This window comes from Telluria sp. Soil_C_11 (assembly GCF_057657395.1).
In genome coordinates this window covers 316,562-330,002 of sequence record NZ_JBDGIN010000001.1, presented here as the reverse complement: position 1 = coordinate 330,002, position 13,441 = coordinate 316,562, and the positions used below count along the sequence as shown (strand labels likewise).

Below are 13,441 nucleotides of genomic sequence, written 5' to 3'. Positions count from 1 at the left end.
CAGCCACTATAGCGCTCGGTTTCGCTTGGATCATGCGGAGCGGATGATGCAAGTATTTCATTGTGAGCGCAATCTTTATATTTACCTATTGACAATAGTATTATGCTTCTGGCATCGTTATTTGATTGCTGGAATTTCCGTAGTCGAGACCAAGGATGGATCCGTTCACACTCGTCGTGGCGTCCGCGCTGGTGGCCGCCATCATGGCCGTCAGCATGCTGCTCATCTACCGGACCAGTTCGCGCCAGTCCTGCCTGCTGGACTGGGCGCTGAGCGGCCTGTGTTTCCTGGTGAGCAGCATCATCGGCGCTTTTGCCGCGAAGTACCAGCCCGTCGGCGTGCTGGTGCCCGCCATCGCCAACGCCTTCTATATTGCCGGCCATGCCGGAATCCTGGTCGGCATGCGGCGCCACCTCGGCCTGCGCGCGCGCTACGACATGCTGGCGCTGCTCGCATTGGCCGTGCTGGCTGCGCACGCGCTGCCTTTCGCCCAGGGTTCGGTGCTGCAACGCCTGCTGATGTTCACGCCGGTCGTGGCCTGCATCAACCTGGGCGTCGCCTGGCTGCTGTGGCGCCAGCCCGACGACGGCGACAAGCCCGCCTACCTGCCGCTGATGGCGCTTGAGCTGCTGTTCATGGCCCAGATGGTCCTGCGTACCCTCTACCTGGTGATCAGCGATGACCGCAGCCTGACCTTCATGGGCAGCCAGTTCCTGCAGACCTCGGGCTCGCTGTTCGTGCTGGTGTTCCTGTCGGTGGCGACCATGAGCTGCGCCGTGATCGTCACCCACCACCAGGAGCTGGCCCTGCGCCGCGCCTCGCTGACCGACACCCTGACCGGCTGGCTGAACCGCCGCGCCCTGCACGACATCGCCCGGCGCGAATTCGAGCGCCGCCAGCGCACCGCCATGCCGCTGTTCTTCATCACCTTCGACATCGACCACTTCAAGGCGATCAACGACCGCTACGGCCACGGCGTGGGCGACACCGCGATCCGCCACGTGACCGCGCTGTCGGCGCGGGTCCTGCGCGGCTACGACGCCCTGTTCCGCGTCGGCGGCGAGGAATTCGCGGTGCTGGTCGGCGGCGGCAGCCTGGCCGACGTGCAGGGCATCGCGCAGCGCCTGCGCGAACTGGTTGCGTCCACGCCGCTGCTGGAACAGGGCCTGATGGTGCCGATGACGGTCAGCGTCGGCGTGGCCGCAGCCCGGGAGAACGACCTGCGCTGGGAAGACGTGCTGCGGCATGCGGACGAGGCGATGTATCACGCCAAGCAGCAGGGGCGGAATCGCGTCAGCGTGTATGGGGTGGAGGTGGGGATGAAGGAGGCGCGGCTGCAGGCGATGGCTGCCTGAGCCGCTCCTGCGGGTAGTGCCGGTCAAGATGGCCGATAAAGCCTTGGGCAACCTTGTTCCGCAGCATTATTCGTTGCTTTTTTGCACTTGAAATCAACAATTATTTTGTAGGACTGTTCTTACAAAGTATAGTCCTAAAAATCTGTTGATCAAGTTGCAATCAAGCCACTCAATGAATTACAAAAATAGCAGCACCGGTCGCCGGGGAGAATTCTTTGCACTCGCCCTGATCTACGGTTTTTCCGTTGCCAACGTTTTGAAAATCAAGGAAATCACCTTGAGCGAAGGCGGGTACCGGATCGTCAGCCGGATTGTCGGTGAGAGCGAAGCCATGATCGGCTGGTTGTCCCGCCTGCATTTCTACTCGGCAGATATCCTGCTGCTGCTGGGATTGATTCCTGTTGTGCTCGTGGGCATGGCCAGGGTCCTGACCCCCAAGGTCTTTGCGCGCATCGTTCTGCTGCTGTCCCTGGGCCTCGTCGGCCTGTCCTTCGTCAACATCAATGCGTTGGGAGTCACCGGCAAGTTCTTTTCTGCCGACCAGGTCGGACCCGTGCTGACCTGGGTGCAGGAGCGTCCGGATACCGTTTTCGAGTATATGTCACCGTCCGCGCTGTTGAAGCTGGGATCGATCTTGGCGCTCATCTGCACGATCTATCGCTTCAGAATGGCGTCGCTGTTCTCCTCGTTCACGCCGGCACCGGTCCTTCTGTTCGCGGTGGCGTGTGTCGCCAATGTGCTGTCGGTCTATGCCTGGGAAACCGATCGCATCCCGGAGACCAGGTTCCATGCCGCCGCCGCGATACAGATGAGCGAAGCGCTGTTGCCCGAGGAGACATCAAGAGTTTCGCCGGATGACATGAAGCGCGCCTCGGAGCACCTGGCCTATGTCTGCGAGCCGCCGGCCTCGCGCGGCAAGGCGGCGCCGGCTCCGGGAAAGCGTAATTTCCTGCTGTTCGTCATGGAGACCGTTCCCTATGAACTATTCGCCAGCGCCGACGCGGCGGATACCAGGACCTTCGACGATCTGGCGAAATCCGGCTACCGGTCGAGGCAGCATTTTTCGACCTATCCCTTCACGAGCTACGCCCGGTTTTCGATCTTCACGGGCCTCTATCCGTCATACCGCCTGGAGAAGACGCTGCCGCTCGGCGCGCAACATCCCTATCGCAGCTTCTTCAGTGCGCTGGCCGGACAGGGATACGATTTCAAGGTCTTCGATCCGGTGACGAAGCGCTACGAGGTCGACGACTGGCTGGTGCATCAGTTGCAGGGCCAGGTGGTCAGCGCGGACACCGATGGCACCGTCAAGGAAAAGGATGAGCAGGTCCTCCAGAAGCTGATCGAGCATATTGGCCATGCCGAAAGGAGCGGGCTCCCCTTCGTGTATGCCTACCTGCCGCAGATCACGCATGGCCCCTGGATTGCGCCGGGCGCGTCGAAAGAAGCGCTGTACAAGGATGGCCACGACCGGCTCCGGCAACTGGACGCCAGCCTAGCGGCCGTCGTCGGTGCCCTGAAGCAGAACGGGATGTACGAGGATACTGTCATCGTCGTGACAGCCGATCACGGACTGAGGACGAAGAAGGAAGCGGAATTCCTGAAGACCAGTGTGCTCAACGAAGTCTCCTATCACGTCCCGATGCTGATCCACGATCCGCGCATGAAAAAGCGCGTCGAGATCGACGGGCCGACGAGCCACCTGGACATCTCGCCGACGCTGCATTGCCTCTACGGTGCGCAGTCGGCCCAGATCGACACGCAGGGAAGGACGATGACTGCGGCGCTTTCTCGCCCGCGCATGCTGCACTTCGGCGGCGCATGGTACAACGGCAGCGATGGACTATGGGATGGCAATGCCTTCTATAGCTACAACCGTCAACTGAACATGCTCTGGAAAAGCGACCGCTTCGATTTCGACGAATCGATGCCTCTGCGCGATGCACGGCTGGTCGACGAGGTGGGCGGCATCATGCAGCGGCAGAGCAGCTTTCAGGAAGCACTGCTCGGCAACAGGAAGCCGGCAGATCAGTCGAATCCGCGCACCGGCAGGCTGGCATCCCGCTGGATCCAGTTCCGCGCCGAATACGCGGTCCGCCCATCCGTCGCATGCAGGGTGAACGCATGCCGCGACACGTTCGAGCGGTTCGGCGCGCTGTAGTGCGGCAGCAGGCCGTGGAAGCACACCAGGCTGCCGGCCTTCGCTTCCAGCGGCACCGCCGTGCTGTCATCCGGCCAGGGCGTCGGGTCCAGCTTCTCCATCGTGATCTTGTCGCCGTTGCGCAGGAAGCGCTCGCGCAGCGGGCCGCGGTGCCCGCCCGGTTCGACCCACAGGCAGCCGTTGTCGACGGTCGCATCCTCCAGCGCGAACCAGAACGTGGTGACGCTGATCGGGGTCGAGTCGAAGAAGGTGGCGTCCTGGTGCCAGCGCACCTCGCCGCCGATGCCGGGCTGCTTGAAGATGTACATCGACTGCCACACCTGCGGCTGATCGAGGCCGAGGTCGCGCGCCACCGCCGCCAGCTTCGCATCGCGCGTGAACGCTTCGAACACCGGGTCGAGGTCGTGCATGGCGTGGCCGATCTTGTTGATCGACAGGGCCTTGGCCTGCTTCAGTTGCCCGTGTTCGTCGAAGGCTTCCTCTTCGAAGAAGCAGCGCACCGTGTTGTCCGAGCCGAGGAACCAGGCGTCGCTGGCGTTTTCCTGGTCGCGCGTGGTGAAGACGGCGCGTGATTCCGCCGGGTCGAAGGCGTCGACGATGGCTTCGGCGCGTACGCGCAGGCGCGCGATCTCCTCGGGCGCCTTGAAATCCGGGATGACGATGTAGCCGTCGCGCTGGTACTGTTCGCGCTGTTCCTTGGTCAGCATGGTGAAGTAGGCTCCGTTAAGTGAGCGTTTATTCTACGCCGCCACGGTCCAGGCGCCATCGGCGTACACCCGCTCGTCATCGAGGTAGACCGCATCCGTCACCACGAACACATCGATGTGGTAGCGCGCATCCTTGCGCTTGAAGCCGGGCTTGGCGTACACGCCGTGCTTGGCGCCCAGCGACAGGTGGATGCCGCACATGCGCTCGTAGGTGCCGATGTCGTCGACGCGGCGCTCGCGCGAGAAGGCGCGGTTCATGCCGAAGCCCAGTTCGCGCACCCAGACCTCGCCCTCGTCGCGGCGGATGATGTCCAGCACCTGCTGGAATTCGGGCGTCGCGTTCTCGGCGCCCACCACGCGCCCGCGCTCGATCAGCAGCGTGACCGGCGCGTCCGGACGGTTCACGAGGTAGGAGGTGTCGCCGAACACATGGACCTGGGCGCGGCCGCTGACGGCTTCCAGGTCGCGGGCTTCGGTGAACACTTCGCCGATCGGGAACTGGCCGCCGACATTGTTCATCGCGCTGTAGTCGCCGACGTTCAGCTTGGCCGGTTCGAAGGGCGAGTCGAACACCAGCACGTCGCCGCCGCCGTGCACCTCGGCGCGCTTTGCCGTGTCGATGCGGCGCTTCAGCGCGTGGCCGACGCCGCGGAAGTAGTGCGGGTCGTAGGCCAGCGATGCGATGTAGTGCTCGCCCTGCGCGCCCGGCATGCGCGACAGGTGCACGTGCTCGATCACCTTCAGGCCCAGCTTGAACAGTTCCACGCGCAGGCGGAAGCCGTCGAGGCGGAAGTTGGTCGACTGCACCAGCACCACCAGGTCGCCCGGCGCATAGGTCTTGAAGGCGGCCAGCACGGCGTCCGGCGTCACGGCGTCGAAGTCGATGAAGTCGGCATCTGGCAGGTTGCGGCGGTAGCCCTCGAGCAGCGCGCGCGACAGCGCCGTGCGCCGGTCGAACACCACCAGCGCGCGCCGTCCCGGCCCGTGTCCGAGCGCGATCGCGAGCACGTCGCGCAGGTGGGCGGCGGCGGCGTCGATGGCGGAGGAGGGCAGCGAATCGGAAAACTGCGCGGAAAACTGCGCGGAAAACTGCGTATCCGGAAGTGCGGTGGCGGTCATGGCGTCGGAACGATGGGAAGCAACCCGTCATTATAGCCGCGCCCGGGCCGCCCGGAGGCCCACGGCCGGCGCTTGCGGCAGCTCACGGCCGCCCGCCCGGCTTTGCTGCACAGTCTGCCTGTAGGGGGCTTATCATGTTGATTCTAAAAGAAAAATTTCCTGTCTTCAAACTGTTCGGGCTGCTGCTCGCGCTGGTGCTGGCCGCCGCGGCGCCGGCGCGGGCGCTCGAGGCCAGGGCTGCCGGGCGCGCGCCGGACGCCGTCGCGGTCGAGTTCTACCGCTGGTACCTGGAGACCCTGGGCGCCGACCAGGATCCGCTCAGCGACCGCTACGAGACCTTCACCCGCTACGTGTCCAGGGAGCTGGCGGCGCGCCTGGTCGAACGGCTGCAGGGCGGGCGGGCGCCGCGCAGCGATTACTTCACCCAGTCTTCCAGCTATCGCCCGGCCTGGCAGCGCGGCGTGCGCGCCGCCACCATGCGCCAGCGCGCGGGCACGGCCGATGTCCTCGTCGCCCTCGGCGATGGCGGCGAAGGGGATGACAACGCCGGCCCGCGCCGGGTGCTGGCGCTGTCGATGGTGCTGGAGAACGGCGCCTGGAAGATTCGCCGGGTCATTTCCGTCGATGCGCCCGGAAGTTCCGCTGAACAGCCCGTCATTTGATCCCCGCGGGACCGCCCCGCGCTCCTTTCGTGAACGGCGCGCCGTGCCCCCCATGGTGGCGCTATGATTCCAAAAGCATAACGGCCCCATGATGGTGCGGGTCGTGGCATTTTTTTGGCGATCCAACGGCGGAGGGATATGGGAGATCGGGCGTACCGATGGGAAACTCCGGCCAGCGTCTGGCTGGAAGACGAGCGCGGACAATTCGAACTGGCCGCCAGCGAAGGGCTGGGCCGGATCGACTGGAGCGCCCATGCACGCGGCCGCATCGAGGATGTCGCCCACCTGCTCGGCGCCTCGCTGCCGCAGGCTTGCGCCGGCCATGGCGAAGGCCGCGCGTATTCGCCCATCTATCCGGAAGGTTTCGCTTTCTGCCCCGAATGCGGGCGCCCCTTGGCCCGCCTGGCCGGGCGCCAGCAGCGCCGTCCCGACTGGTGGGGACCGCATGCCGACCAGCTGCTGCCGCGCCATGTGCCGCATGGCCTGCCCGTCACCTCGCTGCCGCTCGGCGACAGCCTCGAAGAGCGCCCCGCGGCGCCGGCCGTCGGCCGCTTCGACGAGGCGATGCCGCCGCCGCCGAACGCCCAGTGCGTGTTCGCCGCCGCCGGTTTCGGCTTTCCGGAACAGCGCCTGCTGGCCCTGGCGCCGGGACGCGGCGTGCTGCAGTACTGGGATCCGCTGGGCGCGCTGTGGCACGTGCTGGTGCCGGAAGAGGGCACGGCCGACCTGCGCTTCGGGGTGTCCGACTACGGCTGGCTGCCCGCGCAGGATGGGACGCCGCAGGCGCCGCGCCGCGGCGAAGTCGGCCTGGTGCCGACCGCCCAGGGCCTGTACCGCCTGTGGATCAACCCGATCAACGAAACCTACCGCCTCGAACCGGTGCTGGCCGCGCCCCTGGCCGCCGCGCCGGGCCTGATGCGGCGCCAGCTGGCCTGCCCGGTGCGCGGGAATGCCGGGCTGCTGGCGCTGGCCACGCTGGATGCCGACCTGGCTCCTGGCCCGCACTACGATTGCGGCGCGCTGCCGCTGTCCGGCTGGAGCCGGCCGATCGGCTACGATGGCCAGCTGTTCTGGCTGCACGACGAAGGCCAGCTGCTGTGGCGCCCGGGCGAGGCGCCGCGTTTCCTGCCCTGGCCCGACACCTGGCTGCCGCGCCTGCAGTTCGGCGGCCCGACCCTGAGCCGCGACGGCCGCATGTGGCTGATCGGGCACGACGGCCAGTCCTACTGCTTCCTCGAACTCGGGGTGGCGAACCCGCAGCGCGAACCGATCGACGGCGCGCGCCTGGGCTTCGCCAACCTGCTGTTCCGGCGCGGCCATCCGGTGGTCGACGAACCCTGGTCCGGCGAACATGTCGAAGACCAGCACGAAGACGATTCGCTGGTGCTGCCGCTGCTGCGCAGCTTCAACAACAACCGCAGCCAGCCCAGCGGGCTGGTGCTGCGCTTCCACAAATACACCGGCCGCGCGGAAGACGCGCTGGCCGACCGCGTGATCGCCCGCACCACGGTGGAATGGATAGGCCGGCGCAACGTCATCCTCGACGAGATCGCACGCCTGTCGCGTCCGCTCGAGTGCCTGCCCTTCGTGTACGCCAACCGCCTGTGGCTGCACCACCCAGACTGGAACCGGATCCGCGGCTGGAACCTGGAAGAGCTGTCGTGAGGCGCGCGCTCGCCCCGGTTGCGACCCGCTTGGCGATGCTGGCGGCCGGCCTGCTCTTCATCGCCGCACCCGCCTTCGCGATCCCGCAGGTGGTGCTGGTGCAGAACTCCGGCTGGATGGAGCCCTTCTACAGCGATCCCGGCTCACCCTTCAAGCCGCTGGTGACGGAACTCGTGTCCAGCGTCGTGCAGCCTGGCGATGCGCTGGTGCTGGCCGCCTTCAACCAGTCGCTGCCCGGGGCGCCGTCGCCGCGCGGGCTGCTGTCCGAGCAGGTCGATGCGAACACCGTGCATGGCCACGTGCAGGCCGCGCTGGCCGGCCTGCAGATGGCGCGCAAGCCGGGTGGCCAGGCGCTGGCCGACACGGACCTCGGCGAAGCCGTCGACGCCGCCCTCAACCAGGTCCTTGGCGGCAAGCCGGGCCTGGTGTGGCTGGTGACGAACAACCGCAACAGTCCCAACAACGACCAGGCCACCGCCGCGCGCAACCGCGAGTTCTACACCCTGATCCACCGCGGCGCCGCGATCGACAAGGCCCTCGCGTTCCCGCTGCGCATGCCGGTCAAGGGCGTGCACTACAGCGCGAACGGCCTGATGGTGTACGTGTTCGCGGCCGGCAAGGAAGGCACGCGGGCGCTCGACGCCCTGCTGGCTTCCGGCCGCGTGCAGCGCGTGATCACCGAGCCGCCGGCGCGCCTGAAGCCGCTGGACCGCGACATCGTGCGCCTGGTGCCGCGCCGCGTCGAGGGCGCGCCCGGCGTGTCGCTGGCGATGGACGCCGGCGGCCGCCTGCGCGCCGACGTCGAACCCGGCGCGACCGCGCCCAGCACCCGCATCCAGTGGCAGCTGGAGAACACGATCTACCCGTACACCATCGGCGATGCGTCGATCAGCGCGCGCTCGATGCTGGCCGGCGAAAGCCGCCCGATCGAACTGGCGCGCCGCGAAGTGCGGCAGCTGGCGCCGGGCAAGACGGAACCGCTGGCCTCGACCCTGCAGCTGCCGGTGGCGAAGCTGCCCGGCAAATGGTCGATGGAGGCGCTGAAATCCGCCGGTTCGGCCTATGTGCTGCCGGGGCGGATCGAGCTGCACCTGGCCGGCCAGCGCCTGGTGCTGTCGCAGGCTTTCCGCGAACGGATGGCGGCGCTGTTCCCCGGCGATCCGCTGCCCGAGATCTTCACGCCACCCGCCGAGATCCAGGCCTCGACCGCGGTGCTGCCGCTCGAAGTGAGGGTGCACTACGGCTCCGGGCCGCTGCTGGCGCTGATCGGCGGCGCGCTGGCGGTGCTGGCCGCGCTGGGCGGCGCGGCCTGGGCCTACGGCCGCCCGCGCCGCGTGCGGCTGACCGTGGAGGACGAACTGCGCACCATGCACACGCGCGCCGGCGCCACCCAACCGATCTACGACAAGGCGGGCAAGCAGGTGGCCAGCCTGAAGACGACGCTGTTCGGCCACCGGCTGATCGACCTGCGCGAAGGCGCCCAGGTCAGGCTGGAGCCGTGAAATACCAAATAAAAAATACCCGAGAGGACCCCATGCAGAACCAGAAACCTACCGACCCCGGCTTCAGGCTGCCGGACCAGACCCAGCAGGCCACGCCCCCGGGCGCGCTGCCGAAGACCGCGCCCGACACCGCCACCCAGCCGGTCGAGATCGCGCCGGGCGGCGCCACCAACACCAGCGCGGCGCCGCTGCGCGACACTTCGGCGCGCGACCTGGCGATCGGCGGCGCGGTGTTCGTGGTGCTGCTGGTGATTTACTTCTTCGTGCGGAACGCCTACGTGCACCACCTGGTGGTCAGGCGGGTGGCGCCGTCCTCGGCCGGCAGCGCGGGCTGGCTGATGTTCGTGGGCCTGGCCTTCCTGTCCTTCGCGGCGGTGCTGGCGATCATCAACGCCAGCAAGTACCTGACCCTGGCGATCACCGGGCCGCTGGTCGTGATCGGCGTGGTGGGCCTGATCGCGGCGCTGTTCATTGGCCGCCGCTAAAGCAAAGGGAGCATGACATGGCAGATTTTCCCGACCCATCGGCCCTCGGCCAGAAGACCGAGCTCAAGGTAGACCTGCGTCCGACGCTGTTCATCGGCGCCGGCGGCACCGGCATGGAAGTCATGATGCGGATCCGCCGCCGCATCCTGTCGGCGGTCTGGAACCGCCAGCATCCGACCCGGGTCGAGTCGATCGCCGACTTCCCGGTGGCGCGCTTCCTGCACTTCGACCTCGACAACCAGGCCATCATCGACGAAGGCAAGTCGCAGCGCACCGACCCCTGGTTCGAGCTGGTCAAGCTGACCGACGAGGAGCGCCTGGTCGAGCCGCTCGACCTGCCGCAGTACCACGAGTCCGACGACAGCCTGGCGCGGTTTCCCTTGATAGAACAATGGATGCCGCTGCGCCCCAAGAAGCTGCGTTCGCTCGGCATCGACCCGTCGAAGGGCGCCGGCCAGATCCGCGCGCTGGCGCGGCTGTATTTGTTCGACAAGTACCCCAAGCTGCGCGGCCGCATCAAGGGCGCGCTGAACTTCCTGAGTTCGAACGCAGGCATCGAGCGCAAGGAGAATTACCAGCGCCTCGGCCTGCAGGTCGATACGTCCAAGTTCCGCATCGTCGTGATCGCCTCGAACGCCGGCGGCACCGGGGCCGGCAGCGCCATCGACCTGGGCTGGATCGCCAAGGCCATCGCGCGCCAGGAAGTGTCGGACAGCCAGGTCGACCTGGTGATGTTCATGCCATCGGGCTATGCCAAGGCCAACAAGGAGCGTACCGAGGCCAACGCCTACGCGACCCTGATGGAGCTGGAGACCACCATGCGCGACATGAACGCGCGCGTGCAGTGGATGGACCCGGACAGCGTGGTCGGGCGCGGCGCGCCGTTCGACGACGTGTATTTCGTCGACACCGCCAACCTGGCCAACAAGGCGACCCAGGACGTGAAGGACGTCTACCAGATGGTGGCCGACACCCTGTTCGAGGACTTCGCCTCGGCCGATTTCGCCAACCGCAAGCGCTCGGTGGCGGTCAACCAGCAGCAGCACAAGCTCGGGCCCTACAATCCGCGCGTGCCGGAGCAGCGCTTCGGCGACATGCGCCTGTCCTACTCGAAGGTGTATTCGGCCTTCGGCAACGCCGTGCTCGATACCCAGCAAAGCCTGCGCGACGACATCCGCGCCTATGAACTGGCGGCGCAGATGGTGAAGGCCTTCTTCGGACTCGCATCGACCGACGGCACGGCCGCGCGCCGCGCCACCGACGCCGAGCGCGACAGCTTCATGCGCGAACAGATGGGCATGGGGGAGCATCCCTTCTCCGAATTCCCCGACTTCCGCAAGGGCACGGTGGACGTCACCCCGTTCCAGGAATACGCACTCACCGACACGCTCCTGATGGACAAGGACCAGCGCTCGCTGCTGGAGCGGGTCGAGAGCAAGGTGCAGGTCGAGATCGACCGCATCATGGCCTCCTACGACCTCAAGTTGTGGCGCGAGAAGGTGGTCGAGCTGCTGCCCAACCTGGAGCGCGACGCCATCCGCGAAGCTGGCGCCACCGCCGAGACCAGCGAGGACCGGATCAAGCGCCACACCGGAGAGCTGCTGGCCAACCTGCGCCTGAACGTGCGCGGCCGCCTGTACATGCTGCTCGACGACCGCAAGCAGGGCGGCCTGGAATTCGTGCTGTCGCTGCTCGAACAGGTCAAGGCACGCCTTGGCCAGCGCGACCTCGCCAATGCCCAGCGCAATGGCAAGCGTTACCGCGACATCCGCGACGCCCTGCGCACCCGCCAGGTCGAGGAATCGCTGAACAACCTGTCGCAGGCCGCCGGCCGCCTGTTCGGCAAGGACGCCCAGGCGCGCGAGGTGATGAACCACCTGAAACGCGACATCGCCGACTACCTGCGGTTCCACTTATTAGCTGTTGCGTCGGGCCAGGCGATCGACGTCATGAACAGCATGTCGGCCTGGCTCGGCAATCCGCAGGGCACCGACGAACAGGGCCAGGCCCAGTGGAGCGGCATCGCCGGCGAATTCCAGGAAGGGCGGCGCAACGTGGCGGCCATGCTGGCGGCCTGCGACCAGCGCATCGGCCAGCTGCGCGACGATGCCCGGCACGAGCACGCCACCTACATCAAGCTGGCCAGCGACGCGCTGCCGGAACCGGTCCGCCTCACCAGCGACGTCAGCGGCTGGGCCGAGGAAGTGCTGCTGGAATTCGGCGGCTCGGCCAGGCTGTTCCCGCAGCTCGGCGACGAGCGCCTGCGGGCCGAGCTGCTATTGAAGCTGTTCCGCCGCGCGCAGACCCAGCTCACCGCCATGCAGGCGCAGGGCGCGGAGCCGGCCCAGGCCGTTGACCCATTGCTGGAACGCCTGGGCGCGATGTCGCCGCAGGAGCGCCACCGCGTGTTCGGCGAGTGGATCCGCAGCGCCATGCCCTGGATTAACGCGCGCTTCTCGGCCGAGTTCACGCCCAGCGCCGACCAGTTCAAGTGCTTCATCGGCGTCGGCGATCCGGCGGCGTGGCGCAAGCTGGAACCCGAGATCCGCGCCGCGGTGCCTGCAGGCCTGTTCCACGGCGACGCGGTCGCGATCGTCAACACCGGCGTGGCCGGCAGGGCGGTGTGCTATATCGAGCTGTCCGGCTACCCGATGACGGTGCTGCGCGGCCTGCCCACCTGGCGCGCCTCCTACCAGATCGAGAACCCGAAGATCCCGACCCACCTGCACTTCGATTCGACCCGCTTCCGCCACCCGATCTCGCCCTCGATGGACGAGCTGAACCGCCTGGCCGACGACTACGAGTGGTTCCTGCAGGCGGTCGCGCTGGGCGTGATCCGCCGCAAGCAGGATGCGGGCGACCGCGAAGCGGCCTTCCAGCCGCGCGGCCAGTACCTGTTCGAGGTCGAGCCGGGTTCCGGCGAATGGCTCCAGATCGGCAACGAGTATGCGGTCCGCTCGAACGGCCTGCCGCCCTACTACCGCGAACAGGTGATCGCGGCGGTGCGCCAGCGCCTCGGCACGATGGGACCTTACCGGCTGGCGCTGCTGGCATCGCTGATGCGCTATTACCAGCTGCGCGTCTACGAACCCAGGCTCGAAGTCGACGAGACCGGCGCCCAGCTGCCGTCACCCTCGCTGCCCACCATCACGGCGCGGCGCCTGTACGACCAGTGGATGCGGCGCGCCGCGACCCTGCATCCCGGGCTGTCGCCGGCCCAGGTCGAGGCGGCGCTGGCCCAGCTCGACCTGTGGTCCGAGCCGGTGCCGGATTCGGCCAGCGACGCCTACCAGTGGGAAGTCGAGCGCCCGAGCGACAAGCGGGTGATCCGGCCCGAGTTCCTGGCCAGCGAGGCGCGCGCGCTGCAGGCGCTGGAGCGGCGCGCGGCGGGAGCGTCGGCGCCGGCAGCCGGCCTGTCCGCGCCCTACGCCTCCGCCGCCACCCCGGGCGCCACCATCGTCAGCCCGTCGATGCCGGCAATGCCGGCGGCGGAAGGCGTGCAGGCGGCCGGACTCGGGCCGTCTGCTTTCGTGGTGGGGGCCACCCCGATGGCGCCGCGCTACAAGCTGTTCGTGAACGGCGCCCAGCGCGGTCCGTATGCGCTGGAGGAGGTCGCGCAGCTGCTGGCGCGCGGCGAGATCGACCACGGCACGCGCATCTGGAACATGCAGTGGAATCCGCGCCAGGACAAGTGGAAGACAGTCGCCGAGATCCCGGAACTGGCGGCGAACTTCGATGCCGCGATCCCGGATCCCGACGACGGGATTCCCGATCCGGAATAAGGG

The 13,441-nt window shown here is 67.3% G+C and carries 8 protein-coding genes and 1 pseudogene; 7 read left to right on the top strand and 2 right to left on the bottom strand.

From position 1 onward, the window contains the following. Window positions 1–155 precede the first annotated feature (155 nt). Together AC3A6M_RS01450 and AC3A6M_RS01445 are read left to right on the top strand one after the other, a co-directional pair. Window positions 156–1,355 (top strand): GGDEF domain-containing protein, encoded by a 1,200-nt coding sequence (locus AC3A6M_RS01450; protein ID WP_487850974.1) that lies wholly within the window; start codon window positions 156–158, stop codon window positions 1,353–1,355. A gap of 172 nt (window positions 1,356–1,527) precedes the next feature. Next, window positions 1,528–3,069, top strand: a pseudogene (locus tag AC3A6M_RS01445) (sulfatase-like hydrolase/transferase); the annotation flags it as partial. Between the two features lie 314 nt (window positions 3,070–3,383). Here the strand turns inward: AC3A6M_RS01445 and AC3A6M_RS01440 are convergent. Together AC3A6M_RS01440 and AC3A6M_RS01435 are read right to left on the bottom strand one after the other, a co-directional pair. Next, a complete protein-coding gene (locus AC3A6M_RS01440; RefSeq protein ID WP_487850973.1) occupies window positions 3,384–4,223 on the bottom strand; it encodes a phytanoyl-CoA dioxygenase family protein in 840 nt (279 codons plus the stop codon). A gap of 33 nt (window positions 4,224–4,256) precedes the next feature. Continuing rightward, a complete protein-coding gene (locus tag AC3A6M_RS01435) occupies window positions 4,257–5,342 on the bottom strand; it encodes a M29 family metallopeptidase (RefSeq protein ID WP_487850972.1) in 1,086 nt (361 codons plus the stop codon). Between the two features lie 134 nt (window positions 5,343–5,476). On the opposite strand from AC3A6M_RS01435, the gene AC3A6M_RS01430 reads away from it, so the two are divergent. The 5 genes from AC3A6M_RS01430 (at window position 5,477) to AC3A6M_RS01410 (ending at window position 13,438) form a co-directional block, all read left to right on the top strand. Continuing rightward, on the top strand, window positions 5,477–6,004 hold the full coding sequence (locus AC3A6M_RS01430) for a DUF3828 domain-containing protein (protein ID WP_487850971.1): 528 nt from the start codon (window positions 5,477–5,479) through the stop codon (window positions 6,002–6,004). 138 nt (window positions 6,005–6,142) lie between these two features. Further along, entirely contained in the window at window positions 6,143–7,669 is a 1,527-nt protein-coding gene (locus AC3A6M_RS01425) for a hypothetical protein (protein ID WP_487850970.1), read from the top strand. After that, window positions 7,666–9,171, top strand: coding sequence for a hypothetical protein (locus AC3A6M_RS01420; protein WP_487850969.1), 1,506 nt, complete (start codon window positions 7,666–7,668; stop codon window positions 9,169–9,171). The genes AC3A6M_RS01425 and AC3A6M_RS01420 overlap by 4 nt, the downstream gene beginning before the upstream one ends. Before the next feature lie 32 nt (window positions 9,172–9,203). Continuing rightward, window positions 9,204–9,656 (top strand): hypothetical protein, encoded by a 453-nt coding sequence (locus AC3A6M_RS01415; protein ID WP_487850968.1) that lies wholly within the window; start codon window positions 9,204–9,206, stop codon window positions 9,654–9,656. A 17-nt stretch (window positions 9,657–9,673) separates the two neighbouring features. Further along, the gene (locus AC3A6M_RS01410) at window positions 9,674–13,438 is read left to right on the top strand and encodes a tubulin-like doman-containing protein (protein WP_487850967.1); all 3,765 of its coding nucleotides are present in this window, start codon (window positions 9,674–9,676) and stop codon (window positions 13,436–13,438) included. Window positions 13,439–13,441: the final 3 nt, after the last annotated feature.

What these genes read in the sequence shown, in the direction of transcription:
- AC3A6M_RS01450 (WP_487850974.1), top strand. Translation starts at nt 156, where the DNA reads ATGGATCCGTTCACACTCGTCGTGGCGTCCGCGCTGGTGGCCGCCATC.
- AC3A6M_RS01440 (WP_487850973.1), bottom strand. Translation starts at nt 4,223, where the DNA reads ATGCTGACCAAGGAACAGCGCGAACAGTACCAGCGCGACGGCTACATC.
- AC3A6M_RS01435 (WP_487850972.1), bottom strand. Translation starts at nt 5,342, where the DNA reads ATGACCGCCACCGCACTTCCGGATACGCAGTTTTCCGCGCAGTTTTCC.
- AC3A6M_RS01430 (WP_487850971.1), top strand. Translation starts at nt 5,477, where the DNA reads ATGTTGATTCTAAAAGAAAAATTTCCTGTCTTCAAACTGTTCGGGCTG.
- AC3A6M_RS01425 (WP_487850970.1), top strand. Translation starts at nt 6,143, where the DNA reads ATGGGAGATCGGGCGTACCGATGGGAAACTCCGGCCAGCGTCTGGCTG.
- AC3A6M_RS01415 (WP_487850968.1), top strand. Translation starts at nt 9,204, where the DNA reads ATGCAGAACCAGAAACCTACCGACCCCGGCTTCAGGCTGCCGGACCAG.
- AC3A6M_RS01410 (WP_487850967.1), top strand. Translation starts at nt 9,674, where the DNA reads ATGGCAGATTTTCCCGACCCATCGGCCCTCGGCCAGAAGACCGAGCTC.